This is a genomic window from Williamsia sp. Y721, assembly GCF_059683565.1.
This window is the reverse complement of sequence record NZ_JCASNH010000003.1, coordinates 882,761-908,116: the sequence shown is the minus strand read 5'-3', so window position 1 is coordinate 908,116 and position 25,356 is coordinate 882,761. Positions and strand designations below refer to the sequence as shown.

Sequence of the window (25,356 nt, the reverse complement as noted above, 5' to 3'; positions counted from 1 at the left end):
GGGTTGGGTTGGCCGGGAAGGGTCCGCCCAACGCAAAGAAGCGCCCCGCCTGTCTCGAACCAGGCGGGGCGTCTTTGATCTGAGGGGTGGACGATGTACACCGATCGCAATCCACCGGTCCGCTGCCCGAATGGCCACAGGCTCGGCCCTCGCCAGTGCCTCGTCGGCTGGGACAACCTTCACGAACCGCCATGCCGGACATGGCGATGCGTGAAGTGCGGTGCGGTCATCTACGAGCACGCCGCGAGGTGGTTTCCAACGATCCACCCGGACGGGTTCCATCACGTAGCGCGGCCGGACTGAACGTCGTCGGCGTGCTGGGCGCGGAGTCGGTCGATGATCGCGATCTCCCACGGCTCCCACGGTTCGTTCTCCCGGTACTCCGCGCCGTCCTCGGTCCACCGCATGACGGTCAGACGTCGGCGGCCGGCGGCTGGTTCCGCAGATACGCGAAACCCCGCCGACTCTCCGTCCGGAGAGCTGCGGGGCTCACTTCCCTCGGCTGCTGCCTCGGGCACTGCTGTCAGCCTACCTCAGCCTCGGGCCCGCGCTTCATGATGATCACGTCATCGCTGTCGGTGTATCGGTAGCCGTACCGGCCATCGAGGAGTTGCACGAGACCGGGCTGGCCCTCATCTGGGCCGGGTGGGAATGCCGTTACGTGCCCGGAACCTCGCGCCAGTTGTTCGGATCGTCGCTGGGGTGACCGATCTGAAAGCTGCGGCCACCCTTGGCGCATTGGGCGGAACACGTGTATCCCTCGCGGTCGGGGCGCCCGGCTACCGGGCTCGGCCGATTCACGAACGCTGCTGGTGCGCCGCAAGTTTTGTGTATCCACATGGCCAGGATCCTAGCTGGAACCTCTGTGACGCTGAAACCGTAGCGGCTGGTGTTGACCGTGACCGTGCCACTTTCGCAGCGACAGTCTCCGCGATCGGGCAGCATGGCGACCATGGATCAGCAACCGCCATCACCTTCGCCAGTTGCGACTGCGGTCGTCTGGGACTCGGTCGTCGGTTCGCAGCTTGAGGAGTTGTTGTTCGGGCTTCTTGAGGCCATGGGCGCCGGTGAGTTGACCTGGCGATCAGGGTCTGACAGCGGCGTCACGGCAGCGGACGGCGGTCGTGATCTCGAAGCCTTGTTCGATCGCCCGACCCCAGACGGGGAGCTGGATCGGTCGCGGTGGTGGATAGAGGCAAAGGGGCGCCGAGGCACGGTGGCAAAGCAGGACGTTGTGGCGTCTGTAATGACCGCAGCCGCAAGGTCTAACTTAGACGTCTTGGTCTTCTGCACAAACAGCCGATTTTCGAATCCCACACGTGATTGGGTTGCTGACTGGCAAGCGACGCACCCGCTGCCAAAAGTGAGACTTTGGGACCGCGATCGCCTCGCCGGGCTGGTTCGCCAATACCCCACAGTTGCTGCGCGTGTGCTGCCTGAGGCACTCGACGATGCGACACGCCTCAAGCTACTGCTTGAAAGGTTCCTCAATTTGGGCGAAACTCCCACGGAACTGGATATGAGCTATTTCTGGTCAGTTCCCGGGGTAGTTTCTTCGTCAGAGAGCTGGGCTTTCATAATTGCGATGTTCGTGTATGCGGAAGCCGAAGAGGACTTACTCGCGCGACCTTGGTCCACTCTGATTAGAGACGCGCTTGACGCTCATTTAGAGGCCCTTTTCGTTGCACTACTGGAGCTGCCCAAGCTGCAAATGCGGTCGCTGGCTCGACCCATTGGCTCGGAGAAATTAGTACGCAGCGCCGCTTACCTGGTGCTCGGGGTCATGCTTGAGCTGTCCCCAGATCTCCTAGTTGAGGCAGTGGCTGACCCAAGCCGGTTCATCGAATCGGACAACTACAGCTTCTTGGGTGACCCTGAGAAGTTCGCTGCTTGGACTGAGTACATTATTGCCCCGATATTCGAAAGGGTCCAGCTTGAGCTTGCCGATGTGTGTACGGACGACTGCGTCCGTGTAGCGGGCGACTCGCGCGCTTTTCCTGAACCGATGCTGGGGAATCGGTACTGGCGGCGATTCGGTATTGGTGATCCTCCGGACCCGAGGGTTCTCATAATTGAACAGTCCGACAAGCCCTGTGCTGTGGGATTCCCTCTGGATAAGAAGCGTAAATGCCCACTCATCGCTGACTTCCACTTATCGGCTGAGGTTCTGAGAGAATTACAGCAAGTCGCCATATATCGGCGAGACCATCCGACCGGCCAATTTTTGGCGCACTACGACGGTCCCGACTCCGATATCCCCCTGTAGTCTTCATTGCGACGATGAAGAGTAGATTTTAAATCCTTCCGCGGTAGTGGCTTAGTCAAATTGGCGGGGTAGCGCGTTTGCTTGATTCCCTATGCTGCGGTGGATGAGCCATGCTGAGTGGGAGTCTCGCCAGCTTCCGCGTCGACGGGGGTCTTCGCTCAAAATGGTCGCGTGGAACGCCCGATGGCGATCATGGGGAACTCGAAGGTTTCACGCCCGGGGTCAGGTTTAGAGCTATGGGCGGGCGATGAGGTAGTCGCGAAACGTATCTGGCACATCGATCGCACCATCGGCGCCGCACCGGTCCTGGCCGTCGGCGCACGACTCCTGTCCGCATTCGCTACACACCCACGTCGGCATCAGTCGGGCCAGTGCGCCGTATAGGTGTCGGTCTGCGGGTCGTAGTCGGAGACCACGTACGTGAGCGATCGGTTCGCGAACGTGAACCGCAGAATGTCTCCGTACATCTCTGTCGGCCTGGGCTCAACCTTGAGCACGTCAACGTAATCCTTCTGGAGCTGCTTGATCTGGTTGCCCTGGATTTCAATGTGCGGATCAGCGGCGGTGCATTGCATGTCGATGCGCCGGGGTCCCGCCTCGTCACTCCACTGATTGATCACCGTGATTGTGCCAACCGGCGAGTTCCGTTTCGTGATGTGCAGCCTGTACCCATCGGGGCGAACATCGCTCACTTCTGCTCCGGTTCTCGTGCTGCGGGGTGGTCCAACATCCGTTGTGCCCGTTCGATGACTGCAGGGCCGTCGCCGTACAGGCCGACGTCAACCACCGCGCGGTCGACCAAACCGCCGGTCTCTGTGACACGCAGCCGGACGATTATCTTGGTGTGGCCGTCAACGACCTTGCGTTGAAGTGCGAAGTGCATGCCGTCTGGCGCTGGCGGGAGGCTCACTTCTCCTGCTCTCGTGCTGCCAGCCACTCCGCGTAGCCGGGGTCCGCTTTCGCCTGCGCGATCAGATCCTCGATCCCGGACCGGACCGCTTCGGACAGGTACACGTCGAGGAACTCGGCCGCGGCCTGGCCCTCGGCGTAGAGGTGGTCCGGGATACGGAACGTTCGCGGGCTGGATGGCTTCGGCTTCGGCACACCTCGGAGGGTAGTGCGTGTAGGTACGCCGGTCATGACAACTGCCCAGCTGCGCGCAGCACCTCGGCTGCCACCTCAACGCAATCCCACTCTGCGCGGTCACCCTTGTTCCGGTCCGGGTGAGTGACGGCGCGAGCGCTGCGGTATGCCTGTTCGAGGGTGCATAGGCTGTGTCCGCCTGCTCGATGGCTGTACCGCCGAATCAGATCCTCGGCGGCCTGGGCTCCCATCGCCATGGCCGTGCCCGTCCCGGAGGGCAACTGCTGCCAGCCGGTGTACTGCTCGCCGCGCTTGGTGACGCCGTATCGGTCGACCTTGCGCAGAGCTTCCATCGACAGTGCGATGCCGCGGATGTTGTCCTGCCACGAGTCGAAACTGTCGCATGGCCACGACAGTTGGCCGACGTTCGAATCGAGCGACAGGATCACGCCGGGGTGCGCGGCCTTGGCCCGGGCCATCGGGTATCCGTCGATGCGAAAGTCCTTCTCCTGCATCGCGACCTGCAGCACGACGTCCTTCGCTGAGATGGCGCGCAGCTCCCGGCCGAGCAGCTCGATCGTGTCCGACCACGATGCCTTGAAGTTCGACCGCCGGCGCTTGCCGGCCAGCTCACCCGGCCAGTGCTGGATCGGGCGGACGGTCATGTTCGCGGGCCACTGCATCAGAAGATCGCTGCCGCTGGTGGTATCTCGCGGTCCACGAGTTCGATCGCTGCGACGACCAGCGCTGCGCACTTGACGAGGTCGGCTCGCTGCTCATCGATGGTCGACCCGACGCTCGCACTGTCGAGTGCGTATCGGCCGGCGAGTTGCAGCAGATGGTCAGCGCCGTGCTTGACGTCGTGCTCAGGTGTCCACCCGAGCTGTGTCTGTCGATCGCGCTCGCTGGCGATGTCAGCGAGCGCGCGTTCCCGGATGTTGTTTGCCATGCCCCATCGTAGCGCCATGCGTAATTACATCTGGCGCTACTAACGTAGTGACATGTCGGATGTTACGGGCGGTCGGAGATCCAACCGACGGGATCGACTGACCGGCATTCAAGGCGACCTGTAACACAGCGCACTCTGGTCGCTATATCTGAGTAACGCTGCTGGCAGTCCGGGTGAATCCACTTGAGCCTGACCCAAACTCGTTAGCACTCGAAAGGTTTCTCGTGTCTGACCAACCCAATATGCCCACCGACTGGAATCGGCCAGGATCGTCTCCGTACCCGTACCCGCAGCCGCCGCGAGCGAAGCGTTGGCCGTGGATCGCGGTGAGCGCGGTCTCGGTCGCAGCCCTGATTGGTATCTTTGCTGTCGCGGGCTCGACCGAGGACGATGACTCGAAAGCCGTAGCGGTGACGTCGACGTCATCCGTCGCACCGACGACTACAACGACACAGTCGCCGACGTCAGAGGTTCCGGCGCCAGCGGCGAAGCCGGTCGTCCAGGTCTCGACTGCCCCCGCTGCAGACGCTTCGCTTGCGAAGCTCAACACTCTCGCGGTGAAGGGTCGGGCGCCAAAGACCGGCTACGACCGCGCGATGTTTGGTACAGCGTGGACAGACGACGTCGCTGTTGAAAATGGCCGCAACGGCTGCGACACCCGCAACGACATTCTCCGCCGGGACTTGGTGAACATCATCGTGAAGCCAGGTTCGAACGGTTGTCGGGTTGAATCGGGCACGTTGAACGATCCGTACACCGGCGAGCCCATCGCGTTTGTCCGCGGTGAGGACACTTCGACCGCGGTCCAGATCGATCATGTTGTCGCGTTGTCGAACGCGTGGCAGACCGGCGCCCAGCAATTGACGCCGGAGAAGCGTGCGGACTTTGCGAACGACCCACGCAATCTGCAGGCGGCCGATGGGCCGACAAATCAGCAGAAGGGGGACGGTGATGCCGCAACTTGGCTGCCGCCCAACAAGTCCTACCGCTGCACATACGTCTCTCGCCAGGTGGATGCGAAGTCGATATACGGATTGTGGGTGACGCAACCGGAGAAGGACGCCATCATCCGCATTCTGGGGGAGTGCGGAGCCACGGTCGCGCCGGTGACCACTGCGGCCCCCGCTGAGACCCGCACGCAGACACCGGTACCCGCGCCAGCGACGACGACAACTCCGTACGTGCCACCGGCGCCGGCCTACACGCCGCCGCCTGAGCCTGAATACACGCCGCCGCCTGTCGTGGATGCGCCATCAACTGGCGCGTTCGCCAACTGCGCTGCCGCCCGTGCCGCCGGTGCCGCACCGGTGTATCGCGGCGACCCAGGCTACGGCAGTCACCTCGACCGCGATGGTGACGGCGTTGGGTGCGAGACCTAGCAATCAGCGCTACGACAACCCCCCCGGACCTCGATGGGGCGCCGAGGTGTTGTCGTCTGGACGCAGTCCTTTGGGGTGGTGCGAGGCGGCGGGTCATAATTCGCGATATGGGCGGGCGACGATCAATGCAGAGTTGATTGTCGTGGCCGCGCGATCAATCACCTCTGGTTGGCTCCGTCTGGTGTTTGAGCAGAAGCTCAACCGATGTTGCGAACTGCTCCGCCAGTGCGACGTAGCGTTCGGCGTCGACGTAGGCCTCCGGGTCACCCGACGAGTAGATCGGGTCATGACGGTTGATGCTGAGAAATCGACCAGCATTCACTGTCAAGCTAGGGAAGCCGTACTCCGCGAGGACGCCGACCCGGTCCTCGAATGAAAGAAAGTCCGTCAAATGGGGGGCCAAGGTCTCTACGGCTTGCTTGGCCGCCTGCGAGACGTCGTCGAACGCGGATGCGACCGCCGCTGCCGGGTTCTCCCGTACAAGCCTCCGGTTCTTTGCGGAGGCCAACTGTCGTTGAGGGGCGGGTGGTTGGTTCAGGTCGGCGTCGGGCTGGAGTTGACGGTTCTCTTCCGACAGTTTGTCGATCATCTCCGCTGCAATCTGAACCGACCCCCAACTAGCCGACACTGAGCGCGCTCGGCCGAGCATCGCCACAATCGGCTGGCGCAGGATGAACACCACCACGACCACGGCAGCAGGCCACGCTGTCGACCCGATGATCGACGCGAAGAACTCCCAGACGCCCACAGACGAAAACCTAGCATCGCGACACAGCGCGGCGTAGCGCACAAATTATAAGGCCCGCGGCATCGGGACCGCACAGACCGTCGAGTCAGCGTTATGTGCGGGACGGGGTGAGGCCCCCCCTTCCGGTGAGCGCATCCTTGATCTTGCCGCGGTGCGGTGCTTGCGACTTGGCGCCGTGGAGCGGTTCACCGTGCCCGTCGTCTGAATGAGCGACAAACGTCAGGCCGCTGATCGTGCCGATACGATTCGCCCATGACGGACACCCGTAAGGTTCTCGACTCGGTCACGCTCCGATTCGCCGGCGACGAAGAGTCAGACGCGGACCTGCACTCGCTGCGCGCAGCCGACGTCGCGCTGGTCCTCCAGGGACTGGCTGGAATAGTCGGCGACTTCGACAAGGCTGGCGTGTTCCATGAGGAGGGGCCGGCTGACTCCGAAGTGCTCGTGCGCCCTGCAAGGGAGGGCTCATTCATCATCGAGGCCGTCCGCGTCGCTAGCGAAAATTGGGAGGTTGTAGCGGCAGTCACGGGCGGGCCCACGATCGCCCAAATCATCAACTGGGCGACGAAGTCCATGCGAGCTGAAGTTCAGAACTTTGAGCACCTGGAGAACGGGAATGTGAAGATCGTCTGGCAGGACAACAGTAGCCAAGAGGTTCCGAGGGCAGCTTGGGACGAGCTGAACAAGCGTAAGCGCCGCCGCAAGAAGCAACTGCGCGATATTATGGCGCCGCTCAGCGACGAGCGCGTTGAGCAACTCGATGTCAGCGGCACTCCACCGGCAACGGCCGACGTGCCCGAGCCTCCCGCGGTCGAGACTTTCGTCCTCCGGCGGGCGGACTACGACAGCGTGGCTCCGGCTGACGACATCGAGGAAACTACAGACACGTTCGACGTCCTGGCCCAGATGCAGACGATCGATTTTGGCGATCCGACGAAGTGGCGGGTCAAGGCAGCCGGTAAGACGCGGAAGGCCGAAGTCAAGGATACCGATTTCCTTCGGCGAGTGGCGGAAGGGCTAGCGATCAGCAACACTGACACCTTCCAGTTGACGGTCCGCGAGGATAAGATCGAGAAGAACGGTCGATCCAGCACAAAATGGACTGTTCTCAAGGTCGCAAGTCGCAGGAGGACTTTAGGTGACGACGACATATAGGCGCCACTCACGGCGTCGACTCGACGTCGTGAACCTGATTGTGCTTGTGATCGCCGTCGCGTCTGGGGCATTCGCTTACTTGCTCGTCACCTATGCGAGCATGAGCGCGCTCGTTATCGTCCCGTCGATAGTTGTAGCGACCCTCAGTGCGTCCCATCTCATAAAGTACGAGGCCCCCCGGGAGTGAATCCACCGCCGAAGCAATCCGGGTGTTATGTGCGGGGTGCTGCGCGATAGGAAACGTCCCAGGATTTGTAGCTGTCGATACTGGGGTGCGGATATCCCGGGCCGACTGAGAACGACACGAGGATCTCGCCGGTTTGCATGAGTTCTGCTGTCAGTGCACTCCGGATGAAGTCGTAGAGTCCGGCGTTCCTGAGGCTGGCGGGTGCCGGTAGATGCTTGTTGCCGTGGCGATTCGAGGTCATGAGCCGACCGTAGGACGATCCCGGCGTGTCGGCGTTGCGTTCTTGCTCGGGTGTTATGGGCGGGGGCATTTGCCAAGGCATTGCGGGGAGCGCACCCCCGAGAATTTCGAACAGGACACCAATCCCTCGCGTTCCGACGTCCTATTATTTCAAGGCTTCGTGGGGGGAACCCTGTTCCCGCGGAACAATACTCGTCAGCGCCGAGCCCGGCACGGCAATTCTGCAGGTTTGGATGTCAGCCCGCGGACACGTACGTCCCCGCCCGGACCGAGCCGAAAGCGCCGCCCTTCGTGAAAGTGAGCTGCAGCAAGGCGCCGGCTGCGACGGGCATCGACACCGGGCCAATCGTGAAGGTTGCGTTGCCGGACATGCTGGCTGTCGGCCCGACCTGCACGCCATTGAGATAGAGCTTCGCGGTGCCGGTCCCACCGAAACCGTCATTGCCGAACACGATTGAGGCAAAGAGTGGACTGGAATCCCCGTTTCCTTGGATGACGAGCTTGTCCGAGACGATGGTCGCCGGGCTGGTGCCGTCCGATGTCCACGCGGTGACTGTCTGCTCGACACCGTTGGATCCGGCGAACGTGCCGTTCTTGTTCATCTGCTGTTTGGCGATCACCTGGACCCGGCGTTTCATCGCGCGGACTCTTGCCGCGGGGATCACGCGAGATCGCCCGCCACGATCCACGTATCTGTGGCCCGCTTCCGCAGCACGATCGTCGACCATTGAGCCCTGGTCTGCCACGAGAAACCATTGATCGTGACGCCGCCAGCAGACACCACGGTGATCTTCCCCGCGCCGACCTGCAGCAGCTCGATCACGGCACCGACAGGGAACGGCACAGTCGCGTTGGTCGGCACCGTCACATTGACCCCTGTCGCCGAATTGACCTCGACAGCCTTACCCTGATCGGCCGCGACCAGCGTGTACGCGGCCGTCTGCGCATTGACAGCGACCAGCTGCGCGGCGTCGAGCTGAGACTTTGCTACAGCATCCTGCCCGTCAACAGCGACGCCTACCCGCAGCCGGCCGTCGGTGTACCGCTCGGCGAGCGTGTCGGGGTACACCTCGTTGTCGTAGGTGAGTGTCGTCTGAGACCCGTCGGACCACAGCGTGCCGTACACCTTGCCGCCCACCGCGGTTCGCTGCACCGCAGTGTCAGCCTTGCCGAGCGACGTCTCGATCGCCGGTGATACTTTCGCGATCGTCACAGCGCCGTCGATGATCTTCGCGGTCGCGACTGTGTTGTCGGTCGGTACACGAGTGTTCGTCAGCCGGGCATCGTTTGTTTTGACGATCGCCTGCCCGTCGAGCGTGGCGGCACCCGTCAAGGATGGTGCTGAGAGTGGCGCCTTGAGCCCGAGCAGCGCCGTGATCGTTGTCGCGAAGTTGGGGTCATCGCCGAGGGCGGCCGCGAGCTCATCGAGCGTGTCCAAAGTGGTCGGCGCCGCCGCGACCAGCGCGGCCAGCTTCTGATTGATTTGCTGATTGAGAAGCAGCGCCGACACGCCGCGGGTAGTGGTCGCGGTGCCGGTGGTGAACTCGGCCAGTGACAAGGCCGAATAGGTCGTGTTCGTCGGCACGATCCATTGCCCGTCACCGCGGTAGAACGCCGTCGCCGTCGGAACCGTCGCACCGCTCAGCACCTGCAAGTCGGCTGGCCCGTGGGTATGGACGGTGTTGGCCTTGCCGGAGAGCGCAGTGTTCAGCTGAGCCGCCGACACCTCACCCGGTGGACCGGGCACGACAGAGTCGTCGCCACGGTCACCTTTATCGCCCTTCGGCAACACCAGGTTCAGGGTTTGGTCGGGTGAATCGCCGGTGATTGACGCACCGGCCTCCTCGCCGCTAACGACAGCGCCGATAGACAGGGAATTCGCGGGACCGGCCGCGCCGCGCACCGGTATGAGAACACCAGGAGTTCGTGGTTCCGCAGGCTTGAGCACTGTGTAATTGGCGGGGTCGCGGGGCCCGACGTCGATGCGGTTGCCGCCGATACCAACCAGCGTGGCCATCAGTCGTTTACCTTTCGCACAGTCCCGGTCTGGATTTCGTAGTCATCACCGGGTGAGGTTGGGTCCGCGCAATACATCAGCCAATACTTGGTGTTGCGCTCGATGGCGCGCACGACGGCGGATTCGACTTTGAGCGTGGCTGTGTCGCCGCTGATTGTGTAGTCCCAGCGTTCTTCTGGTGGGACTGGCAGGGTTGGTGGGGTGTCACCGAAGCACAGGTAGAGCTGCGCGTTTTCCGGGAAGTCCTCGCCTTCCATACGGTAGCCGTCGCGGAAGTCCCCGATTGTGGGGAGGTGGAGAGTGAATTGTGGTGTGGGGGTGCCAATGTCAGCCACTGCCAACCTCATATCCGTGCCGGACGAAGATGTCTGCCATCAGGACTCCTCCTCTGGAAATAGGTGCGCATTCGCACGTAGGGCGGGATTGAGTTGCTCATCGCACGCCCGCTGTAGGTCGTCGCCCTCCAACTGGGTGAAGACGCCGGCAGAGCCGAGGTAGACCGGCCACCCGGGTGAGAGTTCGTATTCGTCGGTGTAGACGTCGGTGGTGCCGTCGGCGTTCATCCACCAGTGCGCCTTGCTGGACTCCCGGAACGCTACGAGTTCGTCGCCGGTCACGAAGTATCCGTCGTGGTTCTTCATGCAGTTGCCTCTACTTTGATGCCTGACCACGGAAGTCGCGTCAGGACGTGGGTGAGCGAGGAGAGCGCGATGGAAGATGGGATGCCGGTGTAGTAGTCCGGGGTGACGTACGACGGAGCCCTCAACAGGTTCGAAACGGGACGCTGCCGGGTTGTGCGCGGCGCGTAGGCGATTGACCGCGGTGTCATCAGCAGTCCCTGGGCGCGCTGCCGGTGCGCCACAAACAAGACCTGGCCGGGAGTCACTGCGCCCTGAGTCTCCGTCAATGCCATATCGATTTCGGCCTCTTGTGGTGTTGTTGTCGCGGCCAGGGTAGAGGCGAGATTACCTGAATCCCAAACCTTTTCAATATTTCCGGTGCTCGGATTATACGCGCAGAGCGCCATGTTGTATTCGACGATGTCGAGTAGGGAGCCGTCCTCGCCAACGTTCCAGTGCAGCAACGTTGCATGGCCCTTTCGGTCGGCGACGATAGGCCAGTAGTAGACTTTCCCTCCGATCCCGAAAGGGTCCTTCTGAACGTCTGGGGTGAAAAGCGGAGTGCGGGGAGTGGTCGACACAGTCAATGACGGGGTCGTGTTCCCTGTCGTTGCGAACGCGGTACCGCTGCCAGATGCGTTGTACGAGTGGCTGTGTGAGCCGCCGCTGATGGTTGTCACCCATTCGATCAAATCACCGCGGCTACATGAAGCCATATCGTCAATGTCCGCCAAATAGGCGGGCGTGACCGGTGTCGCCGGAGCTATGTCTGCAAGTTCGGCGATCGCCTCGGTATGTGTATCGACCGTGGTTTGCAGGATATCGACCTGGAGCCACCGTAGCTGCATCAGGTCTGAGATCCATTTGAGCGGATTCAGGACCTCGGTGATCCCACCTTGCATCGCGTTCAATAGCCATCCGCGAAACCCTCCGATCTTGCTGAATGGCTCGATCTTCGGCTGCCCGTAGCCTTCTTGCCACTCCTCGGCAGACTTCGACGCCCACTCCGCGAAGTCACCGAACGGACCACCATCTGGCGGATCAGTATCGGGGTAGTTCGGTGAGCTCACAGGGACCTCACCCAGGCCGCCATGTTCTGCAGATACGTCGACCCGTTCGCTTCACGCCGCATCCCGTACCCGGTGTGATCACCGCGATACAGATAGCCCTCCGCATCGAGTCGGGCCCGGTTGTACTGCAAGACAACACCGACCGGATTCCACCACTGCACCTTGACCGCCTGCCACCGCCCCTTGACGACGCGCGCGATGAGGTCCCGTTTCCACTCGCCGGGATCGGAGAACGACATTTTGGCCGTCTGATCCGCGAACGTGCGGAGCGGAGAATCCTTCGGGCACTGGCAGATCACATCTTTCGGATCGAACGCCCACCGAGTCCGCACCCTCGGCACACGCCGCGGGCCACGGATCCCGGTCAGCCCATTGCCCAGGTCGGGCTGGCGCGGATCCGACACTGCGCCGGCACCGATCAGATTTGGGTGACCTTCCGCCGCCAAGTTCATCGCCGCCTCGGCGCCCTGTGAAAAACCGAGCAGCACGGCCGGGCCCCTGTCGAGTTCGGCGCGACCCTGACGCATCAACCGCCGCACCGACTCCTCGTGATCCGGACCGAACGGCAACGGCACCGGACCATATGACCCAAACGGCAGAGTCACCACGTCGGCGCCCGGAATCAGATTCGTGACGCCAGTCAGCATTCCCGCGTCCCCGACACCCGGGAAGACGATGATCTTCACAGCTTCACCCACCAGTCCCGAAGCGTGTCCCGCCAGATCTGCCGTTGAGTGCGGAGATCCCCGGCCTCACGGCGCGAAACACGACCCCGGCGCTGATAGCGGGTCAACGCCCACCACAGCCACATCATCGCGATGCCGCCGCCGACATAGATTGCCAGCCGCCAATATTCCCGACCCGGGTACGACGACTGGGAGACCACCGACGCTGACACCTGCCACAGGACCAGCGTCATGATGACGCTCTTCGTCGCGTACTGCCGACCGAGCTCTGTCACCCACCACGGAGACCGCAGGAGATACTGCAGGGTAAAGCCAACCTGGACGACGGCCAGTGAAACCAGTGCGCAATTCGCCAGATCCTTGAGAGTGAGCCCGAGGGCGAGGCCACCCCAGATCGTCCAGGCAACCAGTGCTCCGATCGACGCAACCTTCAGTACGGCACGGAGCACGCGGATATGAATGCTCACGCGGCACCACCGAAAGCGGTCTTGAGCGCGTCGATGAAGTGGTTGTGGAGCAGCTCTTTTTGAAGCCCAGCGTTCACCGCTTCGGCCCTCCGATCTACTGTCTCGGCCAGCTGTCGGCGAGCGCTGGCCCGATCTCGTTCACGTTCCATCTCGTCCGCCTGTGCGCGGGCTTGCTCAATCTCGTGCTGCCAGGGCCACTTCATGACCGCTCCTCGGCGAGTTGGCGGATGGCGGTGACGATCGCCTGTTGAACCTCGGCGGCGGCCGTCGACTTTGCGGCGGCGTCGGCGAACTTGCCAATCGCAGTGGCGTCCTCTGCGGCGCGAGCTCCGGCCGCGTCGAGTGCCCGGTCTTTCTCGGCGATGAGCTCGCGGTGAGTAAAGCCGAGCACCAGACGACCGGTCAGCAATGCCCACGCCAGCGCAATGACAATCAGGATCAGGACTGTGACGATCCCGATCCCGTTCCACGTCGCCGGCGTGAACAGGCTCATGCTGCGAGGTCGTAGTCACCCGGCCGTGGCGCCTTGGCCGCAGCGAGTCCGGTACCCAGGAGTGCGGAGAACAAGGTCAGTCCGGCGGCCCACTGCTCACCGGTACCGAGCTGGAATGCCAGCCCGACAGGCTGGATGGCGAGTGCCACACCGTAGACGGCGAAGCTCACCCGCGACGAAGTGTGGGCGATCGCCACACCGAGATCGAACACCGCGATGACAACGGCCACGATCAGACCAGCCAGCGCCGGGTCAGATCCCGTGAGCACCGTGATCAGCGAGAGAGTCGACACCGCAAGGTAGTGAACGTAGGCGCGACGGTTGTCAGAAAAAATATCCTTGAGTGCGTTCATGATTCAGATCTCCTTGGATTCGATGGCCACCAGCAGGCGGTCCAGCTTCTTTTCGATCCGGCTCAGACGGGCGCCATTGACGCGGACCATCGTCACCAGGTTTTTGCCCTGCTCATCAGGGATGTCTGCGAGCGCAACATCGTTGATCGGACTCGTGAAGTCGTAGCCGTCCCAGACGGTTTCGTTGACCACCGCGCCGAACGCGTCAGCGAACCGGGGGCCTTCCTTGTCGAGCCAGCTGCGGCCGAGGATCCTGCGGAGCCACGCAGACGGGATGCGAATCACGCCGGGGTAGCGGAGAAGCTGCCCCCCGCCTTCTGCGACGGCGTCCGCCTGGGCTTGGTTGAGGGTGGCCATGATGTCTCCTTGTGGGTCGGTGATGCCGAACAGGGTTTTGAGTTGGTCGATCGAGAGCGCGGTGTAATTCGCGTCGCACAGACCGAACGGGGCGCACGGAACTGCGTCGGAATACTGGTGGGCGAACCGGTCCGGGAAGTTGTACGACTGGCCCGGGGTGCCGTTGTAGTGGGGCACCACCAGCGGGATACCGGGTCGGGTGACCCACAACCCAGGGTCAGCCTTGGGATTCAGATAGCCGATGACCCGCTTGCCGCCGAGCCATCCCTGTACGCGCCGAACCTCGTCGTTGATCTCGGCGCTGCGGTCCCCGGCGACGGTGCCACGGTCTCCTTCGACGTCGACCATGCACACGATGCGCGGGTCGATCTTGCCGTTGCGGGTCACCAGGTCGCGCCACAGATCACAGTTCGACTGGCCCGGCCTGAAGAAGTAGTAGGCGATGATGATTGGCAGGTCACTGGCCAGCGCCCAGTTCAAGTTGGCCAGGGCTTTGCTGTCTTGCACGTCTCCCGAGTTTGTGCGGAATGCGAATACCTGGTGTGGGTAGCTGTCGTCGGCCACGCGCTGGTACTGCGAGACGTCCGCCCAGAAGGTGCCCATCAGATGAACCTGGTCAGCTGCGAGAACGCCTCATGGTCGCGCGCGTTCGGTTCCCAGGGCGCAGGCCCTGTGATGAGACGTTCGTCGGGACCGATTCGTCGTCGGCAGAAGTCGATCAGTCGTTCACTGGCGCCGTCTCCGGCGGCGGTGCCGTGGTTGAGTTGGAAGTGCATGGGATCGCGGGTATCCCAGTCTTGGCCCCAGAAGATGTTGTCCTCGAACAGTTTTTGCCCGTGGCGAATAGTCGCGATCTGTTCGCGCGTGAAGTTCTGTGAGGCGTCGATCTTCCAGGGATGTTCGGTCGCGTTGAGGTCGTAGCACGAGCCCGAAAGATGGTTGCTCGCGAACACGACATTCTCGGCGGACCAACCCCAGTCGTCGATCGGAAAGTACTGGTCGAGTCGTTCGACATTCTCGTGGAACCAGATCATCCACGCCTTCAGCGCGACGGCCGCCCAGCCGGCTCGGACCGGGACACTCATGCCGCCGACCGTGATCACCGTGCATTCGTCGCGGTTACACATGCGCCACCCGTTTTCGGAGTGCGTATTCCCGTAGGCGGTTCGAAAACTCATGGCATCCTCTTTCGTTCAGCACTTCGTTTCATCAGGGCGCAGATGAGTGCGAGCACTTCGAATGGCAGTTCCCGCAACCGGTCGATCACGGCCCGGACGCCGCCTCGAGTTCGTCGATGATCTGCTGGGCCTTCGCCTTCGCCTGCTCAGCAGCGTCTTTCGCCGCGGCACGATCCTGGATCGGCATCGCGCCGATGATCTTCGCGAGCGGTTTCACCGGACGGTCCGGCTCGTTGATGCCCACCCACTTACCCGGCGACGTCAGCCAGTTCGGGGAGTCGTTCGCCGGCCGCCGGTACTTGATGACCGGTGCCGCAGTCGTTTTGAAATCGTCGTCGCAGTCAGCGGGCCGTCCACCGCAGTCCCAGATCCGCCGTGACACCAGCGGCATGTAAGTCAGCGGGTAGTCCAGCGGTGCGCCTTTGAGGCCTGGCTTCCCGACGAGCATCCATAGGAATGCTTCTTCTGGGCAGTTCGGGTTGCAGTTCTCCCGCGTCGGGAATTGGTTCTTCTTCAGCCACGGTCGCTGTCGGGGATCGGTCATGGCCTGTTCCTGATCGGCGAGCTTCTCCTCGATCGCCGCGACCCGGCGGATCGCTTCACCAGCGGAACGAGACGCGGCTGCTGCCTCCGCGTCGTACGTCCTGCCATCGTCATTCATCAAGCAACCCCCACGTCATGCAGTGCGCCGCCGTAAGATTCGAGGCGCTCCCACACCCGGACCATCGGATCGACGTTCTTCTTGTCGTCGCCGATCGAGAGCGTCCAGTCCTCGGCGTGATCTTCGTCCCACGCCAGAACGCACTTCTTGATGCGGTCCATGTGGATGCGGCCGGTCGGATCACCGGGGACCGTGGATCCGACCCGGGACCCGGTGAACAGGTGACCGAGACCGTTGTCCCCGACGATGAACGGCTCGTTGTTCATCACGTTCAGTTCGTGGGAGAACCACGTCCGCGTCGTCCACATGCCAGCCCGCAGGACCATCAGCGAAGACAGTGTGTAGGCCTTGTCGGCGCCGTCCTGGAACCACTCGAAATACCGCGACCAGCCGGCCTGCTGTGCGCGCTGCAGACTCTTCACCGACATCCACGCCAGGAGGGTGTCCTCGTAGATCGGTTTCAGGAGCGCGTCAGCGGCGCCGCCTAGGCCGCCGATCTGCAGCTGGTTGCCGACGACGTCACCGATCGCCTGGATCGTCGCGGAGATCGCCTCATTGACGCCCGGCATGCTGTGGCCGCCGGTGTTGATCTGGATCGCGGTCGCCGGCGTCTGCGTGAACTTCGCCGACAGCACACCGGGGGTGATGCCCGGCCGGTAGATCGCGTACGGGACGCGGGGTTTCGTGAGCCGCAGGCCCGGGATGTAGTATTCCTCGGGGACGTCAGTGTCGGTGATGACGTCGAGGGTCGAGTCGATGAAGTCTTCGGAGAACTCCGCGACCGTGCGGAGTAGACCGTCGGCGAGGCTACCGCCGTGGCTGGTGCCGACGTACACACCCGAGTTGTCCTCGATCGACACGACCAAGGTGCCGTGCTTCAGGTTCGCGCCGGGCCACGGCGGTGGGTCGCCCTCGAGGTATCGGCGTGTGACGAGTGACAGCTCACCGTCTTCGAGTATCGCCTTGACGGCCTGGTCGAAGTTCTTCCACCGCGAGATGGGGATCGACCAGATGTGACCCGCGGCGACCGACTCCATGAAGCTGATCGGTTTGATGACGACCGGCCAGTTCGACTGGTCGAGCGCGCCCCACGAGTCGCGGTCGAGTGGGTCGTCGGGGATCGACCAGAGCGGCAGGTTCTGGCGGATGAGGTTACAGAACAGGCTTGTGAGGATGGCCCAGGGACCTGGTCCCGGGAGGAACCAAATTCGGGGAATCTGGACCCCGGCGGGCAGAAATGGGTTGCTCCAGAGCTGATAGAACTTCAGCTCTTCAAAGTCGGATCGCCAAGCGACAGTGAGAATCTGACCTGATTCGGTCTCTTCAACCGTCACGTCAGCGAGACGGCCACCCCACCGAGCGCCTGTCTTGTCGACGGTGACGTGGACGTTCCGCTTCTCACCGCGTTCCATGCGGCCCCACATGTCGTAAATCCATTGCGCGACAGGGGAGTCAAACGGAAGTTCAGTGGTGCCGAGACCGGTCTCGTTGTCGACGAACTCGAACTCAGCGGAGTACTCGACCTGCATCAGGTGATGCAGATGCCAGTCACCGTCCCAGACCCGGACAACAGCAGGCTCCCGGATCAGCCGCTGCTCATCACGTTTCTGCGCTTCGGTGGCCGCCCAGATCGCCTCACACTGCTCGAGCAGGTCAGCCTCGAGGTCGATGACGCTCACAGCTCACCTCCGAAAGGCTTCGACCACAGGATCGGCTGCTTGAGTTGGGCCATCGCGCCGCCGACGGGTGCGTCCTCGACCGCGATCGGAAGAAGTGTTTTCGGGGTGTGCGGGGGGATGACGTGCATGAAGAACTTGCCCTGGATAGGTTGCTGGCCGAGGATGTTCGTTCCTGCGGCATCGCGGATCATCAGCTGGCCGGGATCGAGGTCGACCGTCGCGCCCTCGTTGGCGTCGGTCACGATCACGTCGTAGGTTCGATCCGCGTACTCACCGCCCGGGGCCCGGTGGCCGCGCCGCCCCCGCCACGACACGTCCGGCAGAATCCAATGACCGCGGGTCAGGACCCACTTCTGATACATCGGGACGTCACCGGGGTTGTACACCTCGATGAATCCTGTCCCGGTCGATCCGCTGGTGGACCAAGGCTTAACCCTGGTCTCGCCCTCCCAAAATGGTTGCGGCGCTTTGAGTTGCAGGATCGGATTGCCGTACTGATCCTTGATTGGATCTCGCTTCGTCTGCATGTCCGGTGTTTCGGACAGCAACATCTTCAGCGTGCGCGCACCGGACATGTCCGTCGTCCACGTCATCCGGGCGTACTGCGGATCGTCGTCCCACTCGTCGAGCTGGTAGTCGAACGCATTCCGGAACTTCGAGTACACCCGTTCGAAGTAGTCCGGTGCCCCATACACCGATCCGGCGACGTGGAACCCGAGAGTGACGTCGCGGATCTGATGCTTCGTCGCGCGGTGGCTGCCACCACGACCGCGAGCGGGGGACCGGTACTCCGTCTTGACCGGCGCGTCGTACACGCCGTCGACCTGGTCCTCACCCATCGCGACACCCTCAGCGCCGGCCTCGTCGCCGTGGACCCGCCAGAACGAGTCATCGCAGCCGACGATCTCGATGCGACTCATCCGCCGTGCCTCATCGCCTGGATCCGCTGATACTTCTTCTGAGCTTCCAAAGCAGCGGACTCCGATTGGTAGACGGGGTTGATGATCTGCACCGAGTAGTCGTTGCCCGTCGGGTTCTGCGCCGGCGCCACGGTCGGCATCGTGTTGCCGACCCAGCCGCGCGCAGTGTCAGCGAGCATCTGCTGGCCCTGCCCGACCAGCACCTGGGCGGTGTCCGCGAGTGAATCGGTGACCCAGTCGGTGGCTACCTTCACCCCGCCGGCCACAGCCGCACCGGCACCGGGCGCGAACGAGTTGACCGCCGCGCCGGCCGCGCCACCAAAAGCATCCGATGCACCGGTGAACAGGCCTTCGATTTGCTCGGCGACTCGTGGTGAGGCGTTGATCGCGTCGAGAATCGTCGACGCTTTCGACGAGCTGACCGCGTTGGTGACCTTCTCGCCGTACGTTGCGGCGATCAGGTTCTTGTCCTTGCCCTTTCGGCCGCCGACCGTCCCGCCGTTGGCGTACCAACCCTGGATTTCCCAGGCGGCTTTCGCCTTCTCCGGGTCGCCGTACCGGTCGGTGATGTAGTTGCTGCCGGCCAAACCCTGGATGTAGGCATCGGGGTTTTCATCGGGCAGGTACTGGTTCTTCGCGTCTCCGAGTAGCTGGAACAGCCCGAACGCGTCACCGTTGCGGGCCAGCGGATTCCAGCCGGACTCTCTCCCGACGATCCATTCAGTCGCTGACCACGGCGCACCATCAGCCCAGCCCTTCGGCTGGAATGCACGTTTGACGGCGTCCTTGATCGCATCCCCGGTGGATGTGAACAACGCGGGTTCTCCCGGTGGAGCCATCGCCTGCTGGCCAGCTGTGGGCCCGAGGTCTTCGCCTTCCTTCGGGTAGGTGCTGCCCGGGTCGCTGGTCGTCGACTGGGTCTGCGAGGCACCGCTGTTCGCGCTCTGCAAAGCACTCGCCGCGCCGAGCCACCCCGGGCTGTCGGAGATACCGAACATCCCGAGGACGTCGGACGTCATGCCCTTCGCGAATGCCGACGCGGCGTTACCGAAGTTGTCCGAGATCGACGAGGCGATCTTCTGCTCCGGAGTCTGTGCGGAGGAGTCACCGGCGCCACTGCCGCTGCCGTTGGCGCTGTAGTTTCCGTTGCCGCCGAAGCTGATGGACCCGTCGGGGCGGATCACGAACCCGCCGGGCGCTGCGCCGGGGTCGGTCCAGCTCGGCCCGAACATCGACTTCGGGAAGAACGCGTGATCGGTGAACTGTGGGTCGTCAGCGCCGACGGACCCGCCATACATTCCGCCGCCGTAGCTGCCGCCCATTTCGACGTTCTTCCCCGATGGGAGGGTGCCCGCGGTGTGGCCGCCGCCGGGGCCGCCGTTGAGCCACCCGAATCGGAGGTCACCGTTCGAGCCTCGGCCCATCGTCGCGCCCATCGCCTGCAGCGCTGACGCCATACTCGCGGTCGCGAACCGGCCAGCAAAGACGGGCAGCCCGGCGGCCTTGCGTGCGAACGCAGACATCGCGGCCGAGCAGTCACCCCAGTTGATCCCGGCCCAGTCGTACGGCGCGCCCGTCAGCGGACGCGATGCACCATCGGTCTCACCGCGCGCGAGCCGGTCGAGGTCGTCGGCGCGGATACCGCCGTTCGCGAACTCCTGGAACTGAGCGCCAAGCAGATGCCCGGTCTGCCGCCAAATCTCCAATGCCCGGCCACGCTTAGACGGATCGCCTGGGATGAACGACTCCCAGGGTCCCGCCGCGCGCTCAGCCCATTGAACAAGTCCGTCACCCTTGGTCTTCTGAATAACGGCCTGCGACGGCAGGTTCTCGAATCCGCCGTTGGCGTACTGGCGGATCGATCCGTTCGCATTCGGCACCGGCGTCAAATAGCCAGGCTTATACGGGACTCCGCCAGCATTGCCCGACGTGACCAGGTTCCCTTCAGGGTCCGTGAAATTGAACGTCACTGTCCGCGGCGCCGCGGTCTTATCGATTTCGCCGTTGACGATGCCGAGCTTCTGCAAGATGATGTCGATCGCCATGTCGACCTTGGGGTTCGACGTGGTCTGATCCAAGACCTGCAGCTCAGCCATGGAGACGGCTTTGCCATCCAACAGTCTCTGGATGACCAGGCCGGCCTCTGGGCTGACTGTCGTCGTGTCCAAGCCCTGCAGCTGGGCGCGCGCTGCCTGATCCTTCAGATCGAACTGCGACTTGTTCAGGTCGATGTTCGCAACACCGGTCGTCGAACCCATCGCGGTGAGCTTCTGGATTACCGCGGTCAGCGCCGGGCTGGCGCCGTCGTTCGCGATGATCGTGACGGTCTTGCCGTCAGGCATGGTCGTGATCGTGAAGCCGAGTTCCTGCAGCTTGAGCCGGGTCGCTTCCGTCACCTGATCGGACTGGACCTCGATGCTCTTCTGCCCGGGGACGCTGTCGAATGTCTCTTTCACGAACCCGAGCTGCTGGGTGACCTCGTCGGCACCCTTGAGGCTGATGACCATGTCGATGGTTGTCTTGTCGAGTCCCAATGACTCACCGGCAACACGGATTTCGTCGACCGACAGTTTGTACTTTGTTGCGAGTTGGCCGAAGGCCTCCTCGTTCTTCTTCCATGCGGCACCCATGTCGCCGCCCTTGGCCGCGACCTCGGTCGTGGCGTCGCGCAGCTTCATGAGTTCGTCGAACAATTCCCCGCCGTTGCCGGTCGTGGTGTTGATCTCGCCGTTCGCTGTCAGCAGTTCGCGGCCCAACCCCTGGGTCGCGTCGGCCGCCTCCTTCGTCGACGCCGCCACCTGACGGATGACCTCGTTGTGCCGCGCCATCGATTCCTGCGCTGTGGCAGCAGGATTCAGAGCATCGAGCGCACGCTTGAGTGCGGACGCTTTATCCTCAGCCGACGCAGTCTGGTCACCGAACTCGGCCATCGCATCCGACAACTCGGTAAACCCGGGTGTGAGACGCTTCGCCATGTTCTGGTCGTTCAGGAAGTTGTCGCGGAACTCCTGCATCCCGTCGGCGGCCTTCTTGCCGTCGTCGCCGGTGGCGCGCAGCTTCGCAGAGAAGTCAGCCCACGTGTCAGCGCCGCCGGTGAGCTTCGCCTCGAGCTCGTCGTTCGAGTACCCGAGCCCACGAATTTCGTCAGCCATCCGGCCATAGGCGTCGGCTGCCTCGTTGATCTTGGTCTTCTCGGTGTCGTTGCCGAAGAGCTTCGAGAACGTGCCACCGTCTATCGGGTTCGAGGTGAGCGTGTCCATCCACGACCCGCGTTTTTGCTCAGCAGCGTCGAGGGTCGCGAGATAGGCGTCGATGTTGGCACCGGCCTTATCGAGCACCTGGTCGTTGACCGCACCGCGGGAATCCATTAGGGCCTGCGTGAACGCCGCCTGGCTCGCTGCCAGGTCCTGCACTGATTCCTTGTAGCTCTCAGATGCCGCCTTCGACTTCTGGTACGACGACACCATTGTCACCGCGAGGATCGCGGCTCCGGCAATCATGACGCCGGACATACCGCCGAGAGCGCCGATCAGGTTGGATGCGCCGGTCCGGATCGCACCCATCGCTGGCGCCACACCAGCACGGAGAGCGCTCGTGAATCCACCGGCCGCGGTCGAGGAGTTGATGAACCCCGTTTGCATATTCCGGAACGTCTGCGAGTTGTTGCCCAGCGACTGCATCGCGGCGCCGTACGCACCGATCTGCGGGCGGAGGTTCCGGAAGTCGCCACCCATCGCCGTCATCGTGGTCCGATACCCGGCAGTCGCCGTGTTGACGTTGCGGATCTGAGTGGCCAACGGCGTGAAAGCCCCACGGACAGCTCCGATTACAGCCGGAACTGTCTTGAACAGCAGGAACGCGCCGACGAGACCGACGACGAGGACCTGGTTGTTCTCAGCAAGGTCGGCGACCAACTGCAAGGTGGGTACGATCCCCACACTGAGAATGGTCGTAGTTGCTTCAACGACTGCGAGCAACGATTCCCACGCAGCGAAACCCATTGCAGCAGCTGCCTTACCGGCGACCTCGGAGAACTGCAGGACGACTGGCGCCAGGTTGGTTCCGGCCTCTGACAACTGGTTCCAGATGTTGGTGAGACGCGTACCCCAGTCTTCGATCTTGCCGGAGTCCTGCAGGGACTGGTATGCGCCTGCAATATCCGAGCCGATTCCCTGGAAGAAGCTCCCGACCTTCGGGCCGGCGGTCTCGGCCATCGACATCAGGTTGGAGACCAAGTTTGTTGCGCCGTCTGCCGCGCCGGTCAGGGGGCCGTCGATGACGTCGTAGATTCCGAGAGACGCGGTCTCCATCGCGTTCTTGAACCGCTCCCATGCGCCCGGAAGGCCTTGGGTTTGGGCGGCCGCGACTTCGGCGGCGGCGCCCTGACGGCCCATGGCATCGACCATCTGGTCGTAGCCCTCGGACCCTTGCTGCGCGGCGATACCGGCCAAACGCATAGCGTCCGAGCCGAACAGGGTCGCGGTGGCGGCCTGGTACTGCTCGTCCGTCATCGTCTTCGACGCAGCGTTCAGGTCACCGAACAGCTTGTGCAGGCCCACGAACCTGCCCTGCGCGTCGTACACCTGGATGCCGAGCTCTTCGATCGCACCCTGCGCCGGCTCGGACTGATCGGTCAGCGCCAGCAGCGCGGACTTGAGCAGCGTGCCAGCGTCGGACCCTTGGATGCCGGCGTTCGCCATCATCGCGATCGCGGCGGCCGTGTCCTGCATCGACAGACCAAACTGGTTCGCGACCGTACCGGACTGTTGGAGGGCTTGAGCGACGTCGGTTATCTCGGCGGACGATGCGTTGGCGGCGTTGGCGAGGATGTCGGCAGTCGTGCCCGCGTAGGCGGCGGACTGGCCGAATGCCTGCAGTGCCTGGCTCTGAATTGTCGCCGCGGACGCGGCATCGATCTGGGCTGCGGCGGCCAGCTGCAGGGTGCCGCGTGCCGCCGACATCGACTGCTCGACAGTGAAACCGCCCTTGGCCAGCTCGACCATCGCCGCGGCCGCGTCCGTCGCGGACGTTGCGGGAAGGCTGGTGTCGTTGGCCAGCTCCCGGGCCGCCGCCGACACCTCCCGCATCTGCTCTGCGGACCCGCGCGACACAGCCTGCATCGTGTTCATCGACGTCGTGAACGAGTTGCCGGTCGACACCACCGACGTCAACGCCGCAGTCAGACCACCCACACCGGCCAGCGCGAGTAGACCCGGGCCGACCTTGCGGACTGCACCCTGAAGTCCATTCGCGAACCGGTTGCCGGTGTCCTGTCCAGCACGGTCAGCACCGCGCGACGCCTGTCCCAGGGCTGCCGAAATACCGCGAGGGATCTGTGATGTCTCGGGGACGATCGACAGATATGCGGTACCGATTTCGACAGCCATCTAGCCTCCTCTGCGGAATCTCTTCTGGTGATTGGCGCGAATCTCCGCAGCGGTCAGACGCTTACGGGCAGGCCGTTCGGACTCGGCTGGTGCGGTGCCGGGAATCGTTGGCGGGATCGGCTGAAACTCAGCGATCGATCCGCCGATACGCCACGTCAGAACGTTGATGGCGTACTCGACGCGCAGCAGCCCCTGGACGACAAGGTCGTAGCCGTAGTTCTGCGGGTTACGCGACCGCCACAACGCCGATGTGGCGTCGGGTGGGAGGCTCGCGACGATGAGCTTCAGGTCGCGCCAGGTGAAATCGTCGGTCCCGAGCTCGGTGAGTCGGTAACCGCGGACTAGGAGGTCGGCTTCGAGAGCCTCCCCGTGCTCGTCTAGGAGCCGGAGGAGGCTTCGGATTCCCCCACAGACACCCCGGACGCTTCCTGCCAGTTCGCTGCAATCCAGTCGATCTGGTCGTCTTCGAGGTCCTCGATGATCGCGCCAAGAGTAGAGTTCACGATCTTGACGAGTTCGATGGTCAGCTCGATGCCCGCGACATGTGCGGCCTGCTGGCCCGCGGGGGTATCTTTGTCCACCCCTTCAAGTTCGGGTCGCTGCTCCTGCATGAACTTGAAACCGCGCCGCCCTAGGAACTGCAACTTCGGGAGCGAATGAGTCTGCGTTTCTCCGTCAACCTCGATGTCGAACTCCCAGCGGTTCTTCTTGAGAGACGATGCGGGGCGCGGAACCTTTTTGTTTGCCATATCGGAACGGGCCTTTCACGAATTCAGAACGGGCCGAAGCCCACCCGGCGAGGGCAGGCCCGTTCCGAGGGATGGAACCTCGCCGGGTGGGATTGGGTCAGGAGCCGGAGGTGACTCCGTCGTCGCGGAACTCCGCGACAGTCGCGTAGTTGTTGTTCGCGATGGACGACTCGAGGCAGTCGATCGTGATCTCGTAGTCGGTGGTATCCGAGTGGACGTTCTTGATCTCGGCCACCTCGGACACCTGCCCGCGCTCGATCACGTAGCGCTTAGCCTTGGCGCCCGAGACCGCCTCCAGCACATACGACTTGATCGGCATCGGCGCCGCGGTGTGGAAGATCTTCTTCCTGGTGCCGTGGGTGTCGTCGGCCTCTTCGACGATGACGTTCGCATCACCGAACACCGACTTGAGGACGTTGAGGTTGTCGTCCTCGAGCAGTCGGATCTTGACGGTCTCCTCGAAGTCGGTCTGCAGCACGAGGAACGTGCCACCGCCGAACTTCTTTTTCTTGGTCGTCGACCGCGACGGGTTGACGGTGAATCCGTCTTCACCCACGGTGCCGTGATCTCCGTCGAGCAGTGCCTGGACGAGAGCGGTAGTCGCATCGGTGGGCAGCGTGGTGCCCAGCGGTGCAGCGAACAGAACGCCACCATCAATCGGCGGCGTGGCAACGAAAGCATTGGTGACGTCAGCCATGACAAATAGCCCCTT

At 63.1% G+C, this 25,356-nt stretch carries 30 protein-coding genes; 3 read left to right on the top strand and 27 right to left on the bottom strand.

Annotated elements, in window-relative coordinates:
* Nucleotides 1–281: 281 nt before the first annotated feature.
* Nucleotides 282–518, bottom strand: a complete 237-nt coding sequence (locus AC56PL_RS19115) for a hypothetical protein (protein ID WP_497154785.1) — start codon at nt 516–518, stop codon at nt 282–284.
* A 434-nt stretch (nt 519–952) separates the two neighbouring features.
* Between AC56PL_RS19115 and AC56PL_RS19110 the strand changes: the two genes are divergently transcribed.
* Nucleotides 953–2,266, top strand: coding sequence for a restriction endonuclease (locus AC56PL_RS19110; protein WP_497154784.1), 1,314 nt, complete (start codon nt 953–955; stop codon nt 2,264–2,266).
* Nucleotides 2,267–2,625: 359 nt separating this feature from the next.
* Here the strand turns inward: AC56PL_RS19110 and AC56PL_RS19105 are convergent, their stop codons facing one another.
* The 5 genes from AC56PL_RS19105 to AC56PL_RS19085 are packed head-to-tail and all read right to left on the bottom strand — an operon-like array spanning nt 2,626 to nt 4,298.
* The gene (locus AC56PL_RS19105; protein WP_497154783.1) at nt 2,626–2,958 is read right to left on the bottom strand and encodes a hypothetical protein; all 333 of its coding nucleotides are present in this window, start codon (nt 2,956–2,958) and stop codon (nt 2,626–2,628) included.
* Nucleotides 2,955–3,176, bottom strand: a complete 222-nt coding sequence (locus AC56PL_RS19100) for a hypothetical protein (protein ID WP_497154782.1) — start codon at nt 3,174–3,176, stop codon at nt 2,955–2,957. The genes AC56PL_RS19105 and AC56PL_RS19100 overlap by 4 nt, the downstream gene beginning before the upstream one ends.
* Nucleotides 3,173–3,370, bottom strand: a complete 198-nt coding sequence (locus tag AC56PL_RS19095; protein ID WP_497154781.1) for a hypothetical protein — start codon at nt 3,368–3,370, stop codon at nt 3,173–3,175. The genes AC56PL_RS19100 and AC56PL_RS19095 overlap by 4 nt, the downstream gene beginning before the upstream one ends.
* A gap of 32 nt (nt 3,371–3,402) precedes the next feature.
* Nucleotides 3,403–4,032 carry a molecular chaperone DnaJ gene (locus tag AC56PL_RS19090; protein WP_497154780.1) on the bottom strand — a complete coding sequence of 210 codons (630 nt, stop codon included), beginning with the start codon at nt 4,030–4,032 and terminating at the stop codon, nt 3,403–3,405.
* Nucleotides 4,032–4,298 carry a hypothetical protein gene (locus AC56PL_RS19085; protein ID WP_497154779.1) on the bottom strand — a complete coding sequence of 89 codons (267 nt, stop codon included), beginning with the start codon at nt 4,296–4,298 and terminating at the stop codon, nt 4,032–4,034. The genes AC56PL_RS19090 and AC56PL_RS19085 overlap by 1 nt, the downstream gene beginning before the upstream one ends.
* A gap of 242 nt (nt 4,299–4,540) precedes the next feature.
* Here AC56PL_RS19085 and AC56PL_RS19080 point away from each other — a divergent pair, with 242 nt between their 5' ends.
* Complete coding sequence (locus AC56PL_RS19080; protein ID WP_497154849.1) at nt 4,541–5,677, top strand: GmrSD restriction endonuclease domain-containing protein; 1,137 nt, start codon at nt 4,541–4,543, stop codon at nt 5,675–5,677.
* Between the two features lie 154 nt (nt 5,678–5,831).
* On the opposite strand, the gene AC56PL_RS19075 is transcribed toward AC56PL_RS19080, so the two are convergent.
* Nucleotides 5,832–6,467 carry a hypothetical protein gene (locus AC56PL_RS19075; RefSeq protein ID WP_497154778.1) on the bottom strand — a complete coding sequence of 212 codons (636 nt, stop codon included), beginning with the start codon at nt 6,465–6,467 and terminating at the stop codon, nt 5,832–5,834.
* Between the two features lie 210 nt (nt 6,468–6,677).
* Here AC56PL_RS19075 and AC56PL_RS19070 point away from each other — a divergent pair, with 210 nt between their 5' ends.
* Nucleotides 6,678–7,580, top strand: coding sequence for an LAPAL motif-containing putative phage structural protein (locus tag AC56PL_RS19070; protein WP_497154777.1), 903 nt, complete (start codon nt 6,678–6,680; stop codon nt 7,578–7,580).
* Nucleotides 7,581–7,792: 212 nt separating this feature from the next.
* Here the strand turns inward: AC56PL_RS19070 and AC56PL_RS19065 are convergent, their stop codons facing one another.
* The 20 genes from AC56PL_RS19065 to AC56PL_RS18970 all read right to left on the bottom strand — a co-directional run bounded on the left by AC56PL_RS19065 (nt 7,793) and on the right by AC56PL_RS18970 (nt 25,341).
* Nucleotides 7,793–8,008, bottom strand: a complete 216-nt coding sequence (locus tag AC56PL_RS19065; RefSeq protein WP_497154776.1) for a hypothetical protein — start codon at nt 8,006–8,008, stop codon at nt 7,793–7,795.
* A gap of 235 nt (nt 8,009–8,243) precedes the next feature.
* Nucleotides 8,244–8,645 (bottom strand): hypothetical protein, encoded by a 402-nt coding sequence (locus AC56PL_RS19060; protein WP_497154775.1) that lies wholly within the window; start codon nt 8,643–8,645, stop codon nt 8,244–8,246.
* A 23-nt stretch (nt 8,646–8,668) separates the two neighbouring features.
* On the bottom strand, nt 8,669–10,024 hold the full coding sequence (locus tag AC56PL_RS19055; RefSeq protein ID WP_497154774.1) for a hypothetical protein: 1,356 nt from the start codon (nt 10,022–10,024) through the stop codon (nt 8,669–8,671).
* Nucleotides 10,024–10,359 (bottom strand): LtfC-like domain-containing protein, encoded by a 336-nt coding sequence (locus AC56PL_RS19050; protein WP_497154773.1) that lies wholly within the window; start codon nt 10,357–10,359, stop codon nt 10,024–10,026. Before AC56PL_RS19050 ends, AC56PL_RS19055 begins: the two co-directional genes overlap by 1 nt.
* Before the next feature lie 39 nt (nt 10,360–10,398).
* Nucleotides 10,399–10,665 carry a hypothetical protein gene (locus AC56PL_RS19045; RefSeq protein ID WP_497154772.1) on the bottom strand — a complete coding sequence of 89 codons (267 nt, stop codon included), beginning with the start codon at nt 10,663–10,665 and terminating at the stop codon, nt 10,399–10,401.
* The gene (locus AC56PL_RS19040) at nt 10,662–11,714 is read right to left on the bottom strand and encodes a hypothetical protein (RefSeq protein ID WP_497154771.1); all 1,053 of its coding nucleotides are present in this window, start codon (nt 11,712–11,714) and stop codon (nt 10,662–10,664) included. Before AC56PL_RS19040 ends, AC56PL_RS19045 begins: the two co-directional genes overlap by 4 nt.
* Nucleotides 11,711–12,412 carry a hypothetical protein gene (locus AC56PL_RS19035; RefSeq protein WP_497154770.1) on the bottom strand — a complete coding sequence of 234 codons (702 nt, stop codon included), beginning with the start codon at nt 12,410–12,412 and terminating at the stop codon, nt 11,711–11,713. The genes AC56PL_RS19040 and AC56PL_RS19035 overlap by 4 nt, the downstream gene beginning before the upstream one ends.
* Nucleotides 12,397–12,867 (bottom strand): putative phage holin, encoded by a 471-nt coding sequence (locus AC56PL_RS19030; RefSeq protein WP_497154769.1) that lies wholly within the window; start codon nt 12,865–12,867, stop codon nt 12,397–12,399. The genes AC56PL_RS19035 and AC56PL_RS19030 overlap by 16 nt, the downstream gene beginning before the upstream one ends.
* On the bottom strand, nt 12,864–13,070 hold the full coding sequence (locus AC56PL_RS19025; RefSeq protein ID WP_497154768.1) for a DUF7620 family protein: 207 nt from the start codon (nt 13,068–13,070) through the stop codon (nt 12,864–12,866). The genes AC56PL_RS19030 and AC56PL_RS19025 overlap by 4 nt, the downstream gene beginning before the upstream one ends.
* Nucleotides 13,067–13,360: a hypothetical protein gene (locus AC56PL_RS19020; RefSeq protein ID WP_497154767.1), complete on the bottom strand. Its 294-nt coding sequence runs from the start codon at nt 13,358–13,360 to the stop codon at nt 13,067–13,069. Before AC56PL_RS19020 ends, AC56PL_RS19025 begins: the two co-directional genes overlap by 4 nt.
* Nucleotides 13,357–13,713: a phage holin gene (locus tag AC56PL_RS19015; RefSeq protein ID WP_497154766.1), complete on the bottom strand. Its 357-nt coding sequence runs from the start codon at nt 13,711–13,713 to the stop codon at nt 13,357–13,359. The genes AC56PL_RS19020 and AC56PL_RS19015 overlap by 4 nt, the downstream gene beginning before the upstream one ends.
* A 3-nt stretch (nt 13,714–13,716) precedes the next feature.
* Nucleotides 13,717–14,673 carry a hypothetical protein gene (locus tag AC56PL_RS19010; RefSeq protein ID WP_497154765.1) on the bottom strand — a complete coding sequence of 319 codons (957 nt, stop codon included), beginning with the start codon at nt 14,671–14,673 and terminating at the stop codon, nt 13,717–13,719.
* Nucleotides 14,673–15,248, bottom strand: a complete 576-nt coding sequence (locus tag AC56PL_RS19005; RefSeq protein WP_497154764.1) for a M15 family metallopeptidase — start codon at nt 15,246–15,248, stop codon at nt 14,673–14,675. The genes AC56PL_RS19010 and AC56PL_RS19005 overlap by 1 nt, the downstream gene beginning before the upstream one ends.
* Before the next feature lie 85 nt (nt 15,249–15,333).
* Nucleotides 15,334–15,909, bottom strand: coding sequence for a phage gene 29 protein family protein (locus AC56PL_RS19000; protein ID WP_497154763.1), 576 nt, complete (start codon nt 15,907–15,909; stop codon nt 15,334–15,336).
* Nucleotides 15,909–17,588, bottom strand: a complete 1,680-nt coding sequence (locus AC56PL_RS18995) for a Gp37-like protein (RefSeq protein ID WP_497154762.1) — start codon at nt 17,586–17,588, stop codon at nt 15,909–15,911. Before AC56PL_RS18995 ends, AC56PL_RS19000 begins: the two co-directional genes overlap by 1 nt.
* A complete protein-coding gene (locus AC56PL_RS18990) occupies nt 17,585–18,508 on the bottom strand; it encodes a hypothetical protein (RefSeq protein ID WP_497154761.1) in 924 nt (307 codons plus the stop codon). Before AC56PL_RS18990 ends, AC56PL_RS18995 begins: the two co-directional genes overlap by 4 nt.
* The gene (locus AC56PL_RS18985; RefSeq protein ID WP_497154760.1) at nt 18,505–23,895 is read right to left on the bottom strand and encodes a phage tail tape measure protein; all 5,391 of its coding nucleotides are present in this window, start codon (nt 23,893–23,895) and stop codon (nt 18,505–18,507) included. Before AC56PL_RS18985 ends, AC56PL_RS18990 begins: the two co-directional genes overlap by 4 nt.
* A complete protein-coding gene (locus AC56PL_RS18980) occupies nt 23,896–24,138 on the bottom strand; it encodes a hypothetical protein (RefSeq protein WP_497154759.1) in 243 nt (80 codons plus the stop codon).
* 134 nt (nt 24,139–24,272) lie between these two features.
* On the bottom strand, nt 24,273–24,644 hold the full coding sequence (locus tag AC56PL_RS18975) for a hypothetical protein (RefSeq protein ID WP_497154758.1): 372 nt from the start codon (nt 24,642–24,644) through the stop codon (nt 24,273–24,275).
* Nucleotides 24,645–24,741: 97 nt separating this feature from the next.
* Nucleotides 24,742–25,341: a phage tail tube protein gene (locus AC56PL_RS18970; protein WP_497154757.1), complete on the bottom strand. Its 600-nt coding sequence runs from the start codon at nt 25,339–25,341 to the stop codon at nt 24,742–24,744.
* Nucleotides 25,342–25,356: the final 15 nt, after the last annotated feature.